Source organism: Nonomuraea sp. NEAU-A123, from assembly GCF_018603905.1.
Lineage (GTDB): Bacteria > Actinomycetota > Actinomycetes > Streptosporangiales > Streptosporangiaceae > Nonomuraea.
Window position 1 is genome coordinate 204370 of the sequence record NZ_JAHFZZ010000003.1, and the last position, 18852, is coordinate 223221.

The following is an 18852-nucleotide window of genomic DNA, read 5'->3' on the forward strand; positions in this document are numbered from 1 at the left end:
CTCCGGGCAATATGGGCATCATGCCGAAGACTTCAGCGCGACTGCTGTCGTTGCTCTCGCTGCTCCAGACGCGCCGCGACTGGCCGGGGGCACTGCTGGCCGAGCGGCTGGACATCAGCCCGCGCACCGTACGCCGTGATGTCGACCGCCTGCGCGAGCTCGGCTATCCCATCGTGGCCTTCAAGGGGCCCGCCGGTGGGTACCGGCTCGAGGCCGGTACGGAGCTGCCCCCGTTGCTGTTCGACGACGAGCAAGCCATCGCTCTGGCCATCGCGCTCCAGATCGCCACCACCACTGGCGCCGGCATCGCGGAAGCCGCGGCACGCGCCCTGAACACCGTCCGGCAGGTCATGCCCGCCCGGCTGCGCCACCGGATCGACACTCTCCAGGTCACCGCCGTCGAGCGGCCCACGATCCGACCGGGCCCACAGGTCGACAGCGGCGTACTCATGGCACTCAGCGCCGCCGTCCACGCCCGCGAGGTGCTGCGCTTCGACTACACCCCCGCATCCCCACCGGGAGCTGAGGGCAACGGTGCGCCGACTCCGCCGCGCCGGGTGCAGCCCCATCACCTCGTCACCTGGGACGGGCGCTGGTACCTCGTCGCCTGGGACCTCGACCGCGAGGACTGGCGTACCTTCCGTGCCGATCGGATCACCCCGCGCACCCCTACGGGGCCTCGCTTCACCCCGCGCGAGCTGCCAGGAGGTGATGTGGCCGCCTTCGTGGCCAGCAAGTTCTGGGACTCCGACAGCTCTGGCAACTGGCCCTGCCGCGGCGAGGTGATCCTCGATCTACCCGCCGCCGCCGTGTCCCGCTTCACCCGCTACGGGTTCGTCGAAGAACTCGGCCCGAACCGCTGCCGGCTCGTCCTGGGCTCATGGTCCTGGCCCGGCCTGGCCGCCACCATCGGCAAGTTCGACGCCGACATCGAGGTCGTCGGCCCGGCCGAGCTCAAGGCCGCCTTCGCGAGCCTGGCCCGCCGCTACGCCAACGCCGCAACGCTACCTTCGAGACCGTCGAGACCGTCGAGACCGTCGAGACTGCGGCGGATCACGGTGTCCAGGCCGGATCCCGGCCGATGACGCCAAGCAGGCTGTCGAGCTTCGGGGCATCATCCGGCACCGCCACCGGCGGCCCGAAGGCGCCGCGCTGCCTGCCCATCTCTACCATCTGGCCGGTGAAGTCCAGCGCCCGCGAGACGGCCTCGGGCTCCGGCTCGTACTGCTGACCGGTGGCCCTGGCCAGGTCCCAGCCGTGCACGACCATGTCGACGAGGTACATGTGAGCCAGCGTGGTCATCGGCAGACCCATATCGGGGCTGGTCCCATCCCATGCCTCCCGCCGCGACCAGACAGCGAGCGTGCCCTCCGCTCGCGTGGGGAAGTCGCCCCCGTAAGGTCCCTGCTCGACCCACGGTCCCTTGCGGCCCAGCGACTCGAACAGCTCCGCTACCCACTCCAGGTGGTTGATCAGGTCTTTGACGTCGAACTTTGCGCATGGCGTGGGCGACCCGAACTGATCATGACGCACCGCGCGCACCAATCCGGAGGTGCGTTCGGTGGCGCGCGTCATCAGCGGCATCATGTCGTCCATGGCAGCCATGGTTCCCCGCCTGCCCCAGGCACGGCTTGTAGAAACGCGACAGCGCGGCTGGGTCGACCCGTACGCGGGACTTAACGCCTTCAATTTCGCGCGCCAGGCGCCATCACCCGAAATTTCGGCGTACGTGGAGCATTTCTGGGTCGTCACCTGGACCGACCTCGACGAGCCGTACGAACAGCGCATCGTCTCCCACCCCACCGTGAACCTGACCATCACCCAGGACTTCCACCGGATCGCGGGAGTGATCAAGGGTGGGTTCTCCTACACGATGCGGGGCAGCGGCCGCGTCCTCGGCACGCGTTTCCGCCCCGGCGGCTTCCGGCCGTTCCTCGGCGGCCCGGTTTCCGAGCTGACCGACCGCTTCGTGGAGATCGGCGAGATGTACGGCACAGCAGGCGCGACCCTGGTCGAGCACGTCCTGGCCGAACCCGACCCCCGGGCCGCCATCGGGCTCACCGAGAGGTTCCTCCTGAGTCTGGGGCCGGAGCAGGATCCGCTGGCCGAGGAGGTCGCGGAGCTGGTGGCGATGGTGGAGAACGACGTGTCCATGACCAGGGTCGACGAGCTGGCCATCAGGTCGGGGCGGTCGGTGCGCTCGCTGCAGCGTTTGTTCCGGGACTATGTCGGCATCGGCCCCAAGTGGGTGATCCGCCGCTTCCGGCTGCACGAGGCCGCGGAGCGGGTCTCCCAGAGCTTCGACCTTGCCACGCTGGCCACCGAACTCGGCTACACCGACCAAGCCCACCTGACCCGCGACTTCACCGCCGCGGTCGGCATGCCACCCGCGGCCTACGCCCGGCTCAGCAGCCGGGCTTGATGCTGTGTGCGGCTAGTGCTCACCGGCGTTGTCCGCCCGGGCCGGTAGGAGCAGGGCGGCGATGACCACGCCCACCGACAGGATGGCGCCGATGATGAAGGCCAGCCGCATACCGCCGAGGTTGGCGAGCGCCTCCGTGACGCCTTCGGCCTTCAGGGTGTCGGCCCGCGCGCTCATCACGGTGATCACCAGCGCGGTGCCGATAGCCGCGGCGACCTGCTGCAGTGTGCTCAGGATCGAGCTCCCGTGGGAGTAGAGGTGCGGGGGGACCGCTCCGAGCCCGAGAGTGAAGACCGGCGTGAAGGTCGCGGCCAGGCTCACCATGAGCAGCGCGTGCAGGCCGAGAAGCTGCCAGTACGGCATGGTCATCGTGACCTGGGTGAAGCCGACAAGCGCGAGCATGATCCCGATAGCGCCAGGGATGACCAGAACCCGACCGCCGTAGTTGTCGAACAGCCGGCCGACGGTCGGACCGAGCAGACCCATCGCCAGCCCGCCCGGCATCACGAGGAGGCCGGTCTCCAGGGGGTTGAGTCCGCGGACGTTCTGCAGGTACAGCGGCAGCAGGATCATCGAGCCGAGCATGGACATGAACGCCACCGCCATCAGGATCAGCGCGACCGTGTAGGTGCGGCGACGCAGGGTCCGCAGGTCCATCAGCGGCGTGCCACGCTTCTGCAACGACAGTTGGCGAAAGACGAAGACGGCGATGGTGACCAGACCGGCCACCACGATGGCGGCGGCAACGCGGATGTCCCCACCCTCGAACCGGCTGAGCCCGTAGACCAGGCCGCCGAACCCGGCAGCGGCGGTGACCACGCTGAACCAGTCGATGGTGCTGAACTCAGGCTCACCGACGTTCTTGAGCTGCCTCAGGCCGCCCCACGTGATCAGCCCGGCGATGGGCAGCACCACGGCGAACAGCAGGCGCCAGGACCCGAAGTTGAGGATCACTCCGGAGATCGCCGGGCCCATCGCGGGCGCGACGGAGATGGCCAGGGTGACGTTGCCCATCACTCGGCCCCGGTCCGCTTCCGGCACGACCTGCATCAGCGTGGTCATCAACAGCGGCATCATCACGGCAGTCCCGGACGCCTGGACGATGCGGGCGCCCAGCAGCACCTCGAACGTCGGCGCGACGGCGGCCAACGCCGTGCCGAGCAGGAACAGGCCCATCGCGGTGGTGTACGCGCTGCGGGTGGACACCCGCTGCAGGAACCACCCGGTGATCGGGATGACAGAGGCCATGGTCAACATGAAGGCGGTCGACAGCCACTGAGCGGTCTGCTCGGTTATGCGCATCGCGTCCATCAACCGCGGGATCGCATTGATCATGATCGTTTCGTTGAGGATGACCACGAACGTGGCGAGCACCAGCAGCCGGATCACGGCCGGGGTGCGACCTGAACCAGAGGTCGCGGACTTGGCGGGTGAGTCGAGCTGTGGGCTGGACACGGCACCTCGATCGGGGGTCGTCGGACATGCTGTCGTCATGGCTGGCGTCCCCAGCCTTGGGTCTCACAAGAAGTTGTGGTCATGCAAAGACTGACCGGCACCACCGACAAAACTCATCGCCCCTCCCCAGCATTCCGGCAACTGATGCGAAATGTCACCCGATTTTCACCGGCGAACGACGATCTCTAGATCACCCAGAGCAGGACGAACCGGGAATGAGACGCCTCACGACCTTCCGGGGTGATCAGCAGGCATCGGCGCCTGCGCGCCCTCACCCTGGACACGGCCATCCGCGCCTACCTGGACCAGCATCCCGCCGCCACTGTGGTCGCCCTCGGCGAGGGCCTGCAGACCACCTACTGGCGCCTGGGCGGCCCGGCATCGACTGGCTGTCAGTGGATCTGCCACCCGTCATCGACCTGCGCACCCGCCTGTTCCCACAGGAGCCGCGCATGACCGCGATCCCGGCCTCGGCGCTGGACCGCACGTGGATGGACGTTTCCGATCCGGCGCGTGGCGTGTTCATCTCCGCCGAGGGTCTGTTCATGTACCTCGAACGCGACCAGGTGATGTCCCTGATCGCCGAGTGTGCCGTCCGAGGCCGCCCGCCTGCCCGCACAGATCCCGGGCGTGGCCACCGCCGAAGAGCTGCAGCCGCCGCCCGGCCGCAAGGCATGGCGGTCGAGAACACTCCGGAAGATCGCGGCCCTGCCCGGCCCGCGCGATCTACGCCCATCGATCACCCTGTTGAGCTTCGCCGCCCGTCATGGACAGTAGGCCGCGACGTCCTACCCGGCGAGGGTCGGGAACATCGGCGGGCGCGTGGTGGTTACAGATGTCGTGGCCGGTGTGCCCAGTGTCCCCGGGCCTCACCTATTGCCTTCGCGGAATACCGTTCGGCTGGAGCCGCGTTGCGCCTTTCGCCGAGAGGCGACACGCACACCGGTACGCACACGTTTCGAAGGTCCCGCCGCTTTTCAGTGGCGGGACCTTCGTCATGTCTGGACTTCCCGGGTAGGCGGCCAAGCCCTCGGGTCCGGCGATCAGTGGACGAATCGGCCGCGGGTACATCAGCAGCGCCCTTCAGCTGTCGGCCGGCCGCGGTGAGCCGGTGCCGCCGGGAGAGATCAGGCCGGTCTCGTAGGCGACCACCACGGCTTGGACACGGTCGCGCAGGTCGAGCTTGGACAGGATGCCGGCGACGTGGGTCTTCACCGTGGCCACGCTGAGGGTGAGCTGGTCGGCGAGTTCGGCGTTGCTCAGGCCGGTGGCGAGCAGGCGCAGCACGTCCAGTTCCCGGGGCGTCAACTGGTGCAGATCGCGGTGGAGGGTGGGCTTCGCGTCGTCGCGGCGGGCGAAACGCTCGACCAGGCGGCGGGTGATGGTGGGCGCGAGCAGGGCGTCGCCGGAGCGCACCAGACGTACCGCGGCCACCAGGTGCTCGGGTGAGACGTCCTTGAGCAGGAACCCGCTCGCCCCCGCGGCGAGCGCGGCATACACGTAGTGGTCGAGGTCGTAGGTGGTCAGGATCAGCACGCGGGTGTCCTCGGCACCGCCCGCGAGGATCCGCCGGGTGGCTTCGAGGCCGTCCATCCGCGGCATCCGGATGTCCATGAGCACGACGTCGGGCCTGGTACGGCGGACCGCGGCGACGGCTTCGTCCCCGTCGGCGGCCTCGGCCGCCACGTCGATGCCGTTGGCGGTGAGGATCATGCGAAATCCCGTGCGTACCAGTGCCTGGTCGTCGGCGATGACGGCGCGCAACCGCTCGGTCATGCGGTCCTCCACGGGACGCGGGCCTTGATCCGGAATCCGCCTTCGGCCGTCCGTCCGGCGTCCAGGGTCCCGCCGTAGACAGCGAGCCGCTCGCGCAACCCGATCAGCCCCCTGCCCTCGCCGGTTCGCGGCCCGGCGCTCCGTGTCCCGCCGGTGTCGGTCACCTCGATCTCCAGCCAGTCGCCGTCGTGGCCGATCGTCACGGACGCGGCGGCCCCGGGCGCGTGCTTGATCGTGTTGGTGAGGGCTTCCTGCACGACGCGGTAGGCGGCGAGGTCGATCCCGGGAGGCAAGGGCCCGGGCGGCGACACCGCGACGCGCACCGGCACTCCGGCAGCGCGGACCCGTTCCACCAGGCCGTCGAGCTGTTCGAGCCCGGGCTGGGGTTCGAGCCCGTCGGAAGGCCCGTCGAGGCGTTCGCCGCCCGGGCCGGCGAGCAGGCCCATGACATGGCGCAGTTCGGCCATGGCGGCCCGGCCGCCGGACTCGATCGCGAGCAGAGCCTGCTTCGACTGTTCCGGCTCCACGTCCATCACGCTGCGGGCCGCGCCGGCCTGGATCACCATCACATTGACATTGTGGGTCACCACATCGTGGAGCTCGGCGGCGATCCGGGACCGCTCCTCGGTGACAGCCCTGCGCATGGCGTCCGCCTGCGCCTGCTGCAGCTCGGTGAGCCGGTGCCGGCTGGCTCTTTGTTGTCGCCGCCAGAAACGGACGAAGCTCCCGAGGACGCCGACGCTCAGCAGGACGACGAACGGCCCCATCCAATTCGGCAGCGCAGGCGCGACGTCCCCGAACCCGGCACCGGCGAGCCCGGCCGCGAGCACGAGGCCACCCATCGCCAGGATTCGGGCACGGCTGTGGGCGGCGGCACCGTACGCGGCGACAGCACAGGTCAACACGGTGATCCAGGTCGCATCCGCGTGTGTGGCCCGGGCTGCCGCCAGCACCACCCAGAAGGTGATGAGCGGGAACCGGCGCCGTGCCGCCAGCGGCAACGCCGTCAGCGCCACGAGGAACACGGGCGGGTCGTGGGACGAAAGCTGGGCAAGCGGACCGCCAAAGGCTGAGGATGGGCCGTTGAACAGGACATGGGGAGGTACTGCGTGGTCGGCCAGGGGACCAGGTCGGAACCGCAAGTACTCGATCCCTTCGGGCTGATTCGCGAAAGAATCCACCGATACAGTCACCGCGATGACCGTCAGGACGATCGCGATCATCACGTCGGCGGCGAGTGCTCTGCGAGACAGCCTTGGGGTTCCGTCGCTACGCCGCCCCGGCGCGTCCCGGACGCCGCGCTGATCTGAGTAGTCCTCGTTCAGCCGGCTGTACAGGTCGAGCACATGCCGCCACCACGGCCGTCGTTCCCCGGTTTCCACCGGCACATTGTCACGTCTGCCCCGTCCGTCCCGCATCGGCCGTCGTGATGGGTTTCACGGTCTTCGGGACTAGATCGCAGGGATGAGCCGGCGGCACTTCGTTCTCAGGCGCTAGGCGATCTCGGTTTGACGGCCGAAGCGCACCGGCATGAGCAGTGCCTAGTTTCGTTCCCGGCACCACGCCGCCGTGGAGCCACGACGGTGGCGGCGCTGTTCATGACCACCTTTCGGACCACCCTTTTCAGGAGGGCATGGCGTGACTACTGTCCTGCGGGCCCAGGCATTGGGCAAGAAGTACGGCAGACGCTGGGCGCTGCGCGAGTGCACCATCGACATCCCGGCGGGCCACGTCGTGGGGTTGGTGGGTCCCAACGGAGCCGGCAAGTCCACGCTGCTGAAGCTGGCCAGCGGCCAGCTCGAGCCGACCGCTGGCGGCATCACCGTGCTCGGCGGCCGGCCAGGAAGCACGCCCGCGCAGCTGGCCAAGGTCGGGTTCGTCGCCCAGGAGACCCCCGTCTACGCGGGCCTGACCGTCGCCGAACACCTGCGGTTGGGAGCTCGGCTCAACCCCCGCTGGGACGACGGCATGGCGCGGGAACGCATCGCGCGGCTCGGCCTCGTCCCCGCGCATCGGGCGGGCAAGCTGTCGGGCGGCCAGCGCGCCCAGCTCGCCCTCACCCTGGGCCTGGCCAAGCGGCCCGACCTGCTGATCCTGGACGAGCCCGCGGCCGCACTCGACCCGCTGGCCCGTCACGAGTTCCTGCAAGGGCTGATGGAGGCCGACGTCGAGCACAAGCTGAGCGTGGTGCTCTCCTCCCACCTGGTCTCCGACCTGGAACGGGTCTGCGACTACCTGATCGTGCTCGTCGACTCCCGCGTCCAGATCGCCGGGAAGACCGACCACCTGCTGGCCACCCATCACCGGCTCACCGGCCCGCGCCGCGATCCCGACCTGCTCCCCGCCGGCCGGCACGTGGTCTCCGCACGTCACACCGACCGGCAGAGCACGTACGTGGTCAGAACCGGCGCCCCGATCCACGACCCCGCCTGGAGGGTCAGCCGGCTCAGCCTGGAGGACCTCGTCCTGGCCTACATGGACGGGCGCACCGCCGAGCGCCGGCGTGTCGCCCTGGAGGTGCAGGGATGATCTGGCTGACCTGGCGGCAATTCCGCGGCTCGGCCGCGATGACGGCCGCCGTACTCGTCGTCCTCACCGCTGTTCTGGCCCTGACCGGCCCGGATCTGGCCTCCCGCTACGCCGCGGGAATCGCCGGCTGCACCCCGGACAACACCTGCGACGACTTCTTCGACCGGTTCTTCGACGAGCACCAGATCCCCTTCCTCGCCCTCACCCTCGTCGTGCTGATCCTGCCGGCGCTGGTCGGGCTCTTCTGGGGAGCCCCGCTGATCACCCGCGAGCTGGAGTCGGCCACGCACCTGCTGGTGTGGAACCAGAGCATCACCCGCGGCCGCTGGCTGGCGGTCAAGCTCGGGGTCACCGGCCTGGCGGCCACGGTCGCCGCCGGCGTGTGCGGCCTTGCGGTGACCTGGTGGTCCGACCCCCTGGACAAGTCGGCTGTTCCGGAAATGGCCCAGATGTCTCCCCTGGTGTTCAGCGCGCGCGGCATCGCCCCGATGGGGTACGCGGCCTTCGCCTTCGTCTTGGGCGTGACCATGGGCGTGCTGGTGCGCCGCACCCTGCCCGCCATGGCACTCACTCTGGTCGCTTTCACCGCGATCCAGCTCGCCATGCCGCTGCTGGTCCGTCCTCACCTGATGCCCCCGGTCACGTCGACTTTCGAGCTCGGCCGGACGAACGTGAACGGCATCGTGCCGCAAGGGCAGGAAGGCGGAGCCATGCAGCTTTTCCTGAGTACGTCGGCCGTTCCCGGCCACGCGGGCGCCTGGGTCCTGTCCAGCGACCTGGTCGATCCGTCCGGACGTACCGTCGCCGGCGGCGATGGAGCCTCGGGGCCGTCGTCGACGATCGCGCGGTCCATCCCGGTCTCCACGACGTCGGGACCCTGCGCACCATCAAGGGGACAGGGCACGGACGCGTGCACAGCGGAGATCAACCGGCTCGGCTATCGGCAGCAGGCGACGTACCAGCCCATCGAGCGCTTCTGGCCCTTCCAGTGGATCGAGACCGGGATCTACGCCCTGCTCACCCTCGGCCTCACCTGGCTCTGCTTCTGGCGGGTACGGAGAGGCTTGTCATGACCGTCGTCAGGATCGCGGCCGCCGGGCTCGCCCTCCTCCTGGCCGCGGCCTGCACGGCACCGGCGCCGCCGCGCGGCGAGGCGAGCACAGCGGGTACGGTCTGCGCGCCGCCCCAGGGAGCGCCCGGGCCGGAGACGGTCACCACGATCGACGTCATCGAGCAGGCGTACTTCTGCATCCTCGGCACCTACTACAGCGGCGCCACCCTGGACGCCCGCTCGCTGCTGACCGCCGGATTCGTCGCCCTGACCCAGGAGCTCAACCGCAACGGGCGCGACCTGCCCGAGGCCACCATGCCAGCGCTGACCGGCGACCGCAAAGCCGACTGGACCGCTTTCGAGGCCGTCTATCGGAAGGTCACCGATCAGGTGCCCGGCCTGCGCGACAAGCTGGCCATCGTCACTCTTGAGGCCATCGTGGCCGGCCTCGGTGACGACCACGCCGGCTGGACGCACGACGTCAAGCGGCCGCCCGACTACTACGACGGTGACGGCTACGGCCTGGGTCTGCAGGCGAACGTGGACGATTCGCAGGCGGACGGCAACCTCGGCGTCACACTCGCCCCGCTGTTCGTCACCACCGTGCTGGGTGGCGCGGCGCAGGCCGCCGGGCTGCGCGCGGGCGACATCATCGAATCGATCAACGGATCGGCGCCCTTCATCGGCGGCCAGGCCACCCCCGCGATCAACGCCCTCTACCCCCAGTATCCGGAAGCGCGCCCCGTCAAGCTGCGCCTCCTGCGGCAGAGCACCGGACGCCGCTGGAGTGTGGCGCTTCAGCCCGGCCTTGCCCAGCGTGATCTGGCCGCCCTGCAAGTGGTGCGGTCGAAGCTGCTGGACGATGATGTCGCCTACGTACGGATGACCGGATTCGCGCCCGACTCCGCGGACCGGGTCCTGCGGGCGATCTCCAGGCTGCGGAAAGGCAGGACGCTGTCCGGCGTCGTGCTGGACCTGCGCGGCAACAGCGGCGGCAGCCCCACGGAAGCGACGCGGCTGCTGAGCGCGTTCGTCCACGGCAAGGTCACCGCCTACCACTGCACCGTGGACGGCACGTGCGCGACATCGCGGACCGACGACACCCTCGAGCTGCTCGGCCTGCCGCTGACGGTGCTCACCGACCGCAGCTGCGCCTCGGCCTGCGAGCACTTCAGCTCCGCGGTCAAGGACCTGCGCATCGGCCGGTTGGTCGGCACCAGAACCGCCGGCGTCATCTCCGGCCCGGCACAGGCGTACCTGCTGAGCAACAACACCCTGCTGAGCTTCCCCGCCCAACACCATCTGGGGCCTAACCACGAGGTGATCGACCGGATCGGCGTGCCGCCCGACCACTACGTACCCCTGACCCCCAAGGACGCGGCCGCCGGACGCGACCCCGCCCTGACCAAGGCCCTGACCTTGCTGCACAAGTGAACGGACCTCTCCATGAGACAGCTCCTGGCCGTCGCCGCAGGACTGGCCGTCCTGGCCGCGTCCGCCTGCTCCGCACCCGCGCCGCCCCGATCCGACGCCGTGTCCGCCGCGCCGGCCGGGCCTGCCACCTTGCCCGCCCCCACCGGCCCCCATCAGGTCGGCACCACCGCCCTGTACCTGAAGGACACCTCCCGCCCCGATCCCTGGAACCTCGACGCCGACGCCAGGGAGCTCAAGGTCACCCTGTGGTATCCGACCAAGCAGCACGACGGACAGCGGGCACCGTACATGACACCCAAGGAATCGGAGCTCCTCCTGAAAGGCACCAGTATCGCGAGCGCGCCGTACGACACGCTGAGCAAGACCCGTACGAACGCCATCAAAGACGCCGAACCGGCGGGGCGGAAGCTGCCGCTGGTGGTGCTCTCCCCCGGCTTCACCAAGCCGATGAGCACACTCACCTCCCTGGCCGAGGACCTGGCCAGCCGCGGGTACGTCGTGGCCGGGATCGACCACACCTACGAGAGCTACGCCACCACCTTCCCCGACGGGCGGGTCGCCGAATGCCTCGCCTGCGACAGCAACTCCGATCCCGGCTTCGGCACGGGACTGATCCAGGGCCGGGCCGCCGACGTCTCCTTCGTGCTTGACCAACTGCCAGCGAAGTGGGACGGTTCCGACCGGATCGACCGCTCCCGCATCGCGATGGTCGGGCAGTCGATCGGCGGGTCCAGCGCCATGGCGACCATGCTCGAAGACCCCCGAGTGCGGGCCGGGATCGACATGGACGGCACCGCCTACGCCCGGATTCCCAAGAGCGGGTTCTCCCGGCCGTTCATGTTCCTGGGCTCGGCGGAGCACGTCTCCGGGGGCCCCTTCCCCACGTGGGACCGCGACTGGAAGTTGCTCACCGGATGGAAGCGCTGGATCGTGCTGTCGGGCGCGGAACACCAGTCCTTCACCGACACCCCGCTGCTGGCGGACGCCCTCGGCATCAAGCCCCTCCCCGGCGTCCTGCCCGCGGCGCGCGCCGCCGAGCTCACCCGCACCTACGTGGCGGCCTTCCTCGACCAGCACCTGAAGTCGCGGCGGCAGCCCCTCCTGGACAAGCCGTCATCGCGCTACCCCGAGGCCAAGTTCTGCCCCGCGACCTGCGCTCGCTCCTGAGGCCCGGCGGCCCCTGAAGCCGTCGGAGGATGCTGAAGACGCCGGACGCCTGCCTGGCCGGGTGCACGGGCCCCTGGGGTTGTTGCAGGTCTTCGGCCACGGCGAGGTCGCCGCCGGAAATGCGGCTATTTTGCCGCTGGCGACGGCGACCCGAGTACCGGGTACAGATCTCCCAGCTCAGCGGCCTCTGGCCTTGATCGCCTTCCAGAGACGTACACCCGTGTTCGGGGACGTTGTCAGCAACGCCGTTAGCAAGATCCGGTGAACCTGCGAACACCCTGCGGAGCGGGCGATCCCTTCGATCAGCATCCCGGATTCACCTGGGCCGTCCACAATCGAGACGGTGGGAGCTGCGAGCTTCCCCGCGTCGAGTTCGAACACGGGAAGTTGCTCGACGGGGTCAACCGAGACGAGGACGAGTGTCGGCACAGAGCCGTCGAGGTAGCCGGCATTCTCACGAGGGATACGAGATGGCACTCGGCGAGCTCGGTGGTCTGGTCGGACGGTAGATACGGGCTGGTGGGGTGTGATCGTGCAAGGCGGTGTTGCGGTGCAAACTGCTGTACATCATTCAGCGTGACTGGTCGACGGCAGCGGCTCATATGCTGATCTTTGTCCTCACCTCCGGAGACAGGTTGTCGATGCATCTACATCCAGGCGAGACCGAGGCCGTTGGCTGGCGGGTGGTGACCGTGCTCGACGCCGTCCGGCAGCTGCGCGACGCATCACCCGACGTCACCGGACGTCCGCGGGTGATCGCGATCGACGGCCGGGGCGGCGCCGGCAAGACGACCCTGGCCGAGCGGCTACGCAAGGCGGTGCCCAACTCCGCCATCGTGCACACCGACGACATCGCCTGGAACCACGCCTACTTCGACTGGGGCGCCGTGCTCGTCGAGAACATCCTGCACCCCCTGCACCGGGGTGCGGCGGTGGACTTCCGCCCTGATGCCTGGATCACCCACGACCGGCCCGGATCGATCACCATCCCCGCCGGCGCCGACTTCATCTGGGTCGAGGGCACCGGCATCATCCGCGAAGAGCTTGCATCGTGGTTGGACGCCTCGGTGTGGATGCAGGGTGACCTCGATGAGCAAGAGCGCTTGTTGGTCGTCCGCGACGGTGACTCCCCCGAGCAGCTGGAGCACGTGGCGAACTGGCTGCTGGAGGAACTGCCGTTCTTGTTACGAGAACAGCCGTGGGCCCGAGCCACCATGATCGTCGCCGGCCCTCCGCAGATCGACCACGACCCGGACACCGAGTTGATCGTCGCCCCGCCGACCAGCCCTTAGGTCGGCCGACCCACCCGCAGAACGCGGGTGAGCGGTTCGAGATCAAGAACGCCAGGGTGGAACGCCCCGTGCTGACTGTCTCGGAGGTTTTCGCGCTGGCCGATGTTGTGCCTCACCGGTTCCGCGCCCTGGTGCTCCTGGCGACTTTCGGCAGTATGCGATGGAGTGAACTCGCCGCCCTCCGGCGTTACAACCTCGACCTCACGGGACGGACGGCGAAGTGATCAATCTCATCGCTACATCCTGTACCGCAACTACTCACACCCGAGTACGACACGGGTCTTGGACTTTGCCGTGCCCGGCCCCACGGACCGTCACCTTCGTCTGACCCATGAGGTCTTCGACGGCTACGGCCTGCGTCCAGACCAGGCCGCGTACGAGATACCCGACCGCTGGCGCCCCTACGCGGGGGCGTGTTGTCGATCCATACCACGGCGCTATGGGCAAATTGGGAGGTATCACTTAGGTCACTCGAATGTCAGTCTGAGTGCACCCCAGCCGGCCGGGGCTCGTCCACTCCACCCCCTGAGGAGCAACGAGCGTGAACCCCAAGCTCAGGTTGGGCGCTGCCGCCATACTCGCGTTAGCCCTGACCATCACCGCACCGGCGGGCGTCACAAGCGCGAACGCCCAGGCGGCCGACCCGCCCTCACCTTCGGAGCGCGGCACCGCGGTGGCGACCGCGCAGAGCGTCATCACCTCCAGCCGGACGCAGCTCCTGGCCGCCGACCAGGACGCTTTCTCCCTGTCATCGTCCATCGCCGGCGTCAACGGCATACAGCACCTCACGTACACGCGTACCTACGCCGGCTTACCCGTCTTCGGCGGCGAGGTAGTCATAACAACTGACAAGTCCGGCAAGGCCGTCAGCACGATCGACACCGGCCAGCAGACGAAGATCGCCCTGGACACCAAGCCGCAGATCGCCGCGCAGGCGGCGGCAGACACGGCCCGCAACGTGGCGCCCAAGGCCACCTCGATCAGCACGCCAGCTCTCGTGGTGCACGCCGCCACGCCCACGCCACGCCTGGCGTGGGAGGTCGTGGCCGCCACCGACGACCAGTCCAGCATCATGCACGTGTACGTGGACGCGCGTGACGGCCAGGTCATCGACAAGTGGGATCAGGTAGTCGACGGCACCGGCAACAGCTACTACAACGGCAACCCGGTCACCATCGACACTTCCCCGTCGTACTCGATGGTCGACCCCACGCGCACCGGCGTCCAGTGCGGCGGCCAGAACGGCGCGGTGTACACCAAATCGACCGACAGCTGGGGCAACGGCAGCGGCACGAACCTGGAGACGGCCTGCGTCGACGCCCTCTTCGCGGTCCAGCACGAGTGGAACATGCTCCGCGACTGGCTCGGTCGCAACGGCATCAACGGCTCGGGCCGCGGCTACCCCGCGAGGGTCGGGCTGAACCAGGCCAACGCCTTCTGGAACGGGTCGTACGCCTCGTTCGGCCGCAACTCCGCGAGCAGCCGGCAGGCCACCTCGATGGACGTCGTCGGGCACGAGTTCGGCCACGGCGTCTTCCAGTTCTCCGGCGGCAGCGGCGGCAGCGGCAACGAGTCCGGCGGCCTGAACGAGTCGACGGGTGACATCTTCGGCGCGCTGACCGAGGCGTACGCCAACGAGCCGGCCAGCCTCGACCCGCCCGACTACCTGGTCGGCGAGGAGGTCAACCTGGTGGGCAGCGGCGCGATCAGGAACATGTACAACCCATCGGCGCTGGGTCACCCGAACTGCTACAGCTCCTCCATCCCGAGCACCGAGGTGCACGCGGCGGCCGGACCGCAGAACCACTGGTTCTACCTACTGGCCGAGGGCACGAACCCGAGCGGAAAGCCGGCCAGCAGCCGGTGCGACGGCGGCGCGGCCATCACCGGCGTCGGCGTCCGCAAGGCGGGCCAGATCTTCATGACCGGCCTGAACATGAAGACGTCGCCGTGGACGCACGCCAAGGCGCGCGTGGCCACGCTGCGGGCGGCCAGGACGCTGTACACCGGCTGTGTCGAGTTCAACGTCATCAAGGCGGCCTGGAGCGGGGTGAACGTACCCGCGCAGAGCGGCGAGCCGACCTGTCCCTGAGCTCGATGGCGACCCTGCTCAGCGCGGATCGTCCGTAATCCGCCTGAGCAGGGCGCAGCAGTCCCCGGACCGCTGCGTCACTCGACGCATAGCTGCAACTGCCTCGCCGAAGCCAGCCGAACCGCTCTCGAGCTCCAAGCCAAGTGCCGCCACCAGCACCTGGCCGGCCCGGCCACTACGTTCGCCTCGGCGAGGAGACCTCCGCCCGCATCACCACCGCCGAGCACGCCCCCGCCGCACGCCGCCGCCTTCGCTGACCTCCGCCAGCCCGGTTCTGACCAGCGGCTCAACGCCACTGCCCGCATTTCTCGTACTTGGTCTGCCTCACGAGCGCGGACGCGAGCCGCTGGAATCGCGGAGCGTCACTGGTGCGCCGCTCGGCATGGCACATCCTGCTTTCCGACCGGGCCACGGCAATCAGGGAGCAGCCAAGTGAGCGTCAAGCAGCAGGTCATCACCGACGAGCAGTGGGGTACGCCCGCACGATCTGGGACTACCTTCTCCGGACTACTGCGGCTTCAGTGGCTGTCTTTGGACCACGCGCAGTTGTGTGAGAACGGAATCGGGCTCCCGCCCACGTGTGATGGAATTATCGGTGATGATCAGATATCTCGTGATCGCCGGGCTGTTATCCCATAACCTGTTCGTGCAAGCCCCCGTACTCCACGTGATGACGTGGAACGTCTGCGCGGGCACGAACAGCAGCTGCCCGCTCTTCCGCCGCTCAACCGCCGAGGTGGCCTGGCACGTCGCCGTGCTGGCGACCAAGGCGGACGTGGTCTACCTCCAGGAGTTCTGCACAGGCGCGGATGCCGACCTGGAGCGCGAGCTGGAGGTCCGCACCGGCCGGGCGTGGAGCGTCAAGTCGGCCGGGCTCACGCACCCGGACGGCTCCTCGTACCGGTGCTACCCCGACTGGAACGGCAGGCCGCGCGGGGTGCAGAGCGTCACACTGGCCGTGGCCGCGCAGGACGCTCGCTTCGAAGTGCATGCGTTGACCTCGCCGCCGTGGAGCGCCCGCAGGTACGCGGTCTGCACGGCTGACCGGGCGTTCTGCACCTCGCACTTCTCGTCGGGCGCGGAATACGACGACAGGCAGAAGGGCGCGCCCTACCGGCACGCCCAGCTTCATGAGCTGTTCAAGCTCGGCCGAGGTGTAGTCGGCGGCGACCTCAACCTGGTGCCGCGCGATGCCGCCATCGCCTACAAGGGCCGCGACGAATGCGACCCACGCAACCGCTGGACCTACGTCACACGCAAGCGGAAGATTGATTACCTGTTCGCCGGCGACGGCCGCATGCGAGGTTGCTTCGTCGATTACGGCAGGAGTAGGTGGTCCGACCACGTCCCGATGCACGTGTGGGTGGCGCGATAGGAAGAGGTCGCGAGCCTGCGGTCTTGAGAATTACCTCTTCAGAAGCTCACCGAATCTAGGAACCACAGGAAAGGTCCCTTGCCCGGGCGGTCAGAGAGGTAGGCCGCTAGAGCACCATCGAATCCGACTGCATCGGCGGAACGGTGGGGTCGCAGCGCGGGCACCGGCGAGGCTCGTCACGACCCCCATCATGAGCCGCCTCCGAGTTCCGAGACAGACACTTCAGGAACGGCGGGTCCAGTCTCATCTCTCACCAGCCAGGACACCGAGCCGTCACCAGGCACGACCGCGCCGACTCGCTGGATCACGATCTGAGCTGGTTCGGGACGAGGCACGTTCGAAAGCACGCAGACGAATCTGGCCTCACAAGCGTGATCAAGCAACGAGCGAGGAGCCCGTTAGTCCGGTCAACACACCACCACCGGGTGGTTCCTTGAAGTACTGCGGTGGTCCATCTGCCGGGCACGTCCGAACTGCACTCGGCCTGCCCGAAGCCTGATTCGATTCGTATCGACCCGCCCGAGGGTCTCTTGCGGCTTGTACCTCCGCTCTTACCCGCAGCCCTCGGACACGGGTAGGAGTTTCTCCAACCCGTATTCCGACAACAGTCTCGCCTTCCGGAACAGGCACCTCTGGTCGTACGCCTGGCCCACCCCCGGCATCCGCTCCAGCCGACGAATCGGGGAGGCCAGGTCAGCCTTGGGCCGCATCGACAGCCGGTACGACTCGGGCATGTCCGACACCCTGGTGGCCGAGACGAGCGCCTCGTTGTCCGCGTACGCCTTGACGAAGTTCCGGTACGCCGCCCTCTGGTCTTCGTACACGTACGATTCGAGCCCGGGGATCCGCTCGATGACGGCAACGATCGCCTTCTTCTCTTTGGCTGTGGCCGCAGACTTGTTCGCCTTGCCCCGCCCATGCAGACAGGCAGGCCAATCCGACCCCTTCATGCATAGAAATACTGATATTTCCGGCTTCAACGGAGCATGGACGCCATTCTTTGCCTGGTCGACGGCGAGCCCTACCCCTGGCCGCCCGTTCGCCGAGAGCACGATCCGGGTCCGGTCGGCCTCTCCCGACACCCGCACACGGAACGACTCCGGCATGTCTTTGGCCCGCACACTCGCCAGCACCTTCTTCTGGCCGGCGAACTCCTGGCGGAAGCTCGCGTACGCCGCGGCCCGGCTCACAAAGCGGACCTCAGTCACCTCAGGCGTGGCCTTCAGCAACGTCCCAACGTCCCGCCTCTGCTTCGCCGTGGCATACCGCTTGTGGCACCCGTCCGCGGACGGCGTGCACAGGAAGACAGCGATCTCCCGGTCTTCGCCAACATTGACCTCCGGGGCCGACGCCGCCTCGGCGGACACGACCGGCCCGGTCATTCCGGAAAGCGCCACGACGGCCGCGACCGTCAGACGCCATAACCAGCGCTTCACCGCACTCCTCGCTTGACGATCAGGGACTCGGAAACACAGGCCAGCATCATTGCACCGATCCGCCGCAGTGTTTCCTCGGGCGTGGGAAGACCTGGCGGGTTGGTCTGGCCCCAGAAGCGGGTGAGTCGCCTTGTATTCTGCGTCAGCTCTGCAAGCGTTTCATCCCCCAAGGCTCGACCACGAAGAACCCATCATGAACGGCGCACGTCTTAGGCGCCTCGCGTATCGTGGGCATTTCCGAACCGACCGTCTCGAACAGAGCGCCTTCATAGATCAGCCCCACCTTGGGAACGTCGATGCCGCGTCGGCCGTCTGATGCTCGGACGGGTCTCGTACCCTCTGGCCAGATGGGAACGAATGTCGAGAACAGGTTCTCCGTGTTGCCATTTCTCTTGACGACCAGGCACGAATCGCCTTCCACCCACTCCAGGCGCGCCGTCAACGGCATCAGCGTGGAGTAGCCGTTTCGACGGCCTGCGTTGGAATCTGTCCCTTGAAGCCGAGCCAAACCTTCGAACCGTCCTCCGTACGCTCACCACCGGCAAACTCGCCGCTGAGCGCACGCTGGAGTCGCACCAGCTTCTGCTTGGCCGCAGGCCATGCCCCGTGACGCTCGATCGCCTCGCTGAAGCTGACACCCTGGGCCTGCGCCATGCCCTTCAGGATCTCGATATGGGCGGCGGACAGGTCATCGATGGCGGCATCGGGGATATCCACCGGGCCGTCCGGCCAGTTCGCGGTGGCCGCCGGGTCGGTCTTCGCTTGCTTGTCCGGTGGAACGGATGGTCAATTCGGCATGCCGCGTTCCCGCCGCGTCCGATGT

18 protein-coding genes are annotated in these 18852 nt (G+C 68.3%); 11 read left to right on the forward strand and 7 right to left on the reverse strand.

All coding sequences use genetic code 11. The features are described from left to right. Nucleotides 1-20 precede the first annotated feature (20 nt). A complete protein-coding gene (locus tag KLK06_RS09155; RefSeq protein ID WP_214634923.1) occupies nt 21-1085 on the forward strand; it encodes a YafY family protein in 1065 nt (354 codons plus the stop codon). Here the strand turns inward: KLK06_RS09155 and KLK06_RS09160 are convergent. Then, complete coding sequence (locus tag KLK06_RS09160; protein ID WP_214634924.1) at nt 1054-1596, reverse strand: TIGR03086 family metal-binding protein; 543 nt, start codon at nt 1594-1596, stop codon at nt 1054-1056. The genes KLK06_RS09155 and KLK06_RS09160 overlap by 32 nt on opposite strands. Here KLK06_RS09160 and KLK06_RS09165 point away from each other — a divergent pair. Then, entirely contained in the window at nt 1595-2422 is an 828-nt protein-coding gene (locus tag KLK06_RS09165; RefSeq protein ID WP_214634925.1) for a helix-turn-helix domain-containing protein, read from the forward strand. The two genes, KLK06_RS09160 and KLK06_RS09165, sit on opposite strands and share 2 nt — an antisense overlap. Nucleotides 2423-2434: 12 nt before the next feature. On the opposite strand, the gene KLK06_RS09170 is transcribed toward KLK06_RS09165, so the two are convergent. Further along, a complete protein-coding gene (locus KLK06_RS09170) occupies nt 2435-3877 on the reverse strand; it encodes an MDR family MFS transporter (protein WP_308168172.1) in 1443 nt (480 codons plus the stop codon). Between the two features lie 240 nt (nt 3878-4117). On the opposite strand from KLK06_RS09170, the gene KLK06_RS09175 reads away from it, so the two are divergent. Together KLK06_RS09175 and KLK06_RS09180 are read left to right on the forward strand one after the other, a co-directional pair. Continuing rightward, a complete protein-coding gene (locus KLK06_RS09175; RefSeq protein ID WP_214634927.1) occupies nt 4118-4333 on the forward strand; it encodes a hypothetical protein in 216 nt (71 codons plus the stop codon). A 132-nt stretch (nt 4334-4465) separates the two neighbouring features. Next, a complete protein-coding gene (locus KLK06_RS09180; RefSeq protein WP_214634928.1) occupies nt 4466-4654 on the forward strand; it encodes a hypothetical protein in 189 nt (62 codons plus the stop codon). 306 nt (nt 4655-4960) lie between these two features. On the opposite strand, the gene KLK06_RS09185 is transcribed toward KLK06_RS09180, so the two are convergent. Both KLK06_RS09185 and KLK06_RS09190 read right to left on the reverse strand, forming a co-directional pair. Continuing rightward, the gene (locus tag KLK06_RS09185) at nt 4961-5653 is read right to left on the reverse strand and encodes a response regulator transcription factor (protein ID WP_214634929.1); all 693 of its coding nucleotides are present in this window, start codon (nt 5651-5653) and stop codon (nt 4961-4963) included. Beyond that, nucleotides 5650-6678, reverse strand: coding sequence for a histidine kinase (locus KLK06_RS09190; protein ID WP_308168173.1), 1029 nt, complete (start codon nt 6676-6678; stop codon nt 5650-5652). Before KLK06_RS09190 ends, KLK06_RS09185 begins: the two co-directional genes overlap by 4 nt. A 613-nt stretch (nt 6679-7291) precedes the next feature. Between KLK06_RS09190 and KLK06_RS09195 the strand changes: the two genes are divergently transcribed. The 7 genes from KLK06_RS09195 (at nt 7292) to KLK06_RS09225 (ending at nt 16593) form a co-directional block, all read left to right on the forward strand. After that, the gene (locus tag KLK06_RS09195) at nt 7292-8182 is read left to right on the forward strand and encodes an ABC transporter ATP-binding protein (protein ID WP_214634930.1); all 891 of its coding nucleotides are present in this window, start codon (nt 7292-7294) and stop codon (nt 8180-8182) included. Further along, on the forward strand, nt 8179-9255 hold the full coding sequence (locus KLK06_RS09200) for an ABC transporter permease (protein ID WP_214634931.1): 1077 nt from the start codon (nt 8179-8181) through the stop codon (nt 9253-9255). Before KLK06_RS09195 ends, KLK06_RS09200 begins: the two co-directional genes overlap by 4 nt. Further along, a complete protein-coding gene (locus KLK06_RS09205) occupies nt 9252-10667 on the forward strand; it encodes a S41 family peptidase (protein ID WP_214634932.1) in 1416 nt (471 codons plus the stop codon). Before KLK06_RS09200 ends, KLK06_RS09205 begins: the two co-directional genes overlap by 4 nt. 12 nt (nt 10668-10679) lie before the next feature. Further along, the gene (locus tag KLK06_RS09210; RefSeq protein ID WP_214634933.1) at nt 10680-11834 is read left to right on the forward strand and encodes an alpha/beta hydrolase; all 1155 of its coding nucleotides are present in this window, start codon (nt 10680-10682) and stop codon (nt 11832-11834) included. A 641-nt stretch (nt 11835-12475) separates the two neighbouring features. Next, on the forward strand, nt 12476-13126 hold the full coding sequence (locus tag KLK06_RS09215; RefSeq protein ID WP_214634934.1) for a uridine kinase: 651 nt from the start codon (nt 12476-12478) through the stop codon (nt 13124-13126). A gap of 541 nt (nt 13127-13667) precedes the next feature. Next, complete coding sequence (locus tag KLK06_RS09220; RefSeq protein ID WP_214634935.1) at nt 13668-15218, forward strand: M4 family metallopeptidase; 1551 nt, start codon at nt 13668-13670, stop codon at nt 15216-15218. Nucleotides 15219-15816: 598 nt separating this feature from the next. Next, nucleotides 15817-16593, forward strand: a complete 777-nt coding sequence (locus KLK06_RS09225; protein ID WP_214634936.1) for an endonuclease/exonuclease/phosphatase family protein — start codon at nt 15817-15819, stop codon at nt 16591-16593. Nucleotides 16594-17144: 551 nt separating this feature from the next. On the opposite strand, the gene KLK06_RS09230 is transcribed toward KLK06_RS09225, so the two are convergent. The 3 genes from KLK06_RS09230 to KLK06_RS09240 form a co-directional block, all read right to left on the reverse strand. Next, a complete protein-coding gene (locus KLK06_RS09230; RefSeq protein WP_214634937.1) occupies nt 17145-18029 on the reverse strand; it encodes a permease-like cell division protein FtsX in 885 nt (294 codons plus the stop codon). Between the two features lie 142 nt (nt 18030-18171). Further along, nucleotides 18172-18471, reverse strand: coding sequence for a hypothetical protein (locus KLK06_RS09235; protein ID WP_214634938.1), 300 nt, complete (start codon nt 18469-18471; stop codon nt 18172-18174). Between the two features lie 5 nt (nt 18472-18476). Continuing rightward, a complete protein-coding gene (locus KLK06_RS09240; RefSeq protein ID WP_214634939.1) occupies nt 18477-18746 on the reverse strand; it encodes a hypothetical protein in 270 nt (89 codons plus the stop codon). Nucleotides 18747-18852: the final 106 nt, after the last annotated feature.

Excerpts from the sequence above, each read along its gene's own strand:
- KLK06_RS09155 (WP_214634923.1), top strand. The coding sequence starts at position 21 with ATGCCGAAGACTTCAGCGCGACTGCTGTCGTTGCTCTCGCTGCTCCAG.
- KLK06_RS09165 (WP_214634925.1), top strand. The coding sequence starts at position 1,595 with ATGGCAGCCATGGTTCCCCGCCTGCCCCAGGCACGGCTTGTAGAAACG.
- KLK06_RS09160 (WP_214634924.1), bottom strand. The coding sequence starts at position 1,596 with ATGGACGACATGATGCCGCTGATGACGCGCGCCACCGAACGCACCTCC.
- KLK06_RS09185 (WP_214634929.1), bottom strand. The coding sequence starts at position 5,653 with ATGACCGAGCGGTTGCGCGCCGTCATCGCCGACGACCAGGCACTGGTA.
- KLK06_RS09200 (WP_214634931.1), top strand. The coding sequence starts at position 8,179 with ATGATCTGGCTGACCTGGCGGCAATTCCGCGGCTCGGCCGCGATGACG.
- KLK06_RS09205 (WP_214634932.1), top strand. The coding sequence starts at position 9,252 with ATGACCGTCGTCAGGATCGCGGCCGCCGGGCTCGCCCTCCTCCTGGCC.
- KLK06_RS09210 (WP_214634933.1), top strand. The coding sequence starts at position 10,680 with ATGAGACAGCTCCTGGCCGTCGCCGCAGGACTGGCCGTCCTGGCCGCG.
- KLK06_RS09215 (WP_214634934.1), top strand. The coding sequence starts at position 12,476 with ATGCATCTACATCCAGGCGAGACCGAGGCCGTTGGCTGGCGGGTGGTG.
- KLK06_RS09225 (WP_214634936.1), top strand. The coding sequence starts at position 15,817 with ATGATCAGATATCTCGTGATCGCCGGGCTGTTATCCCATAACCTGTTC.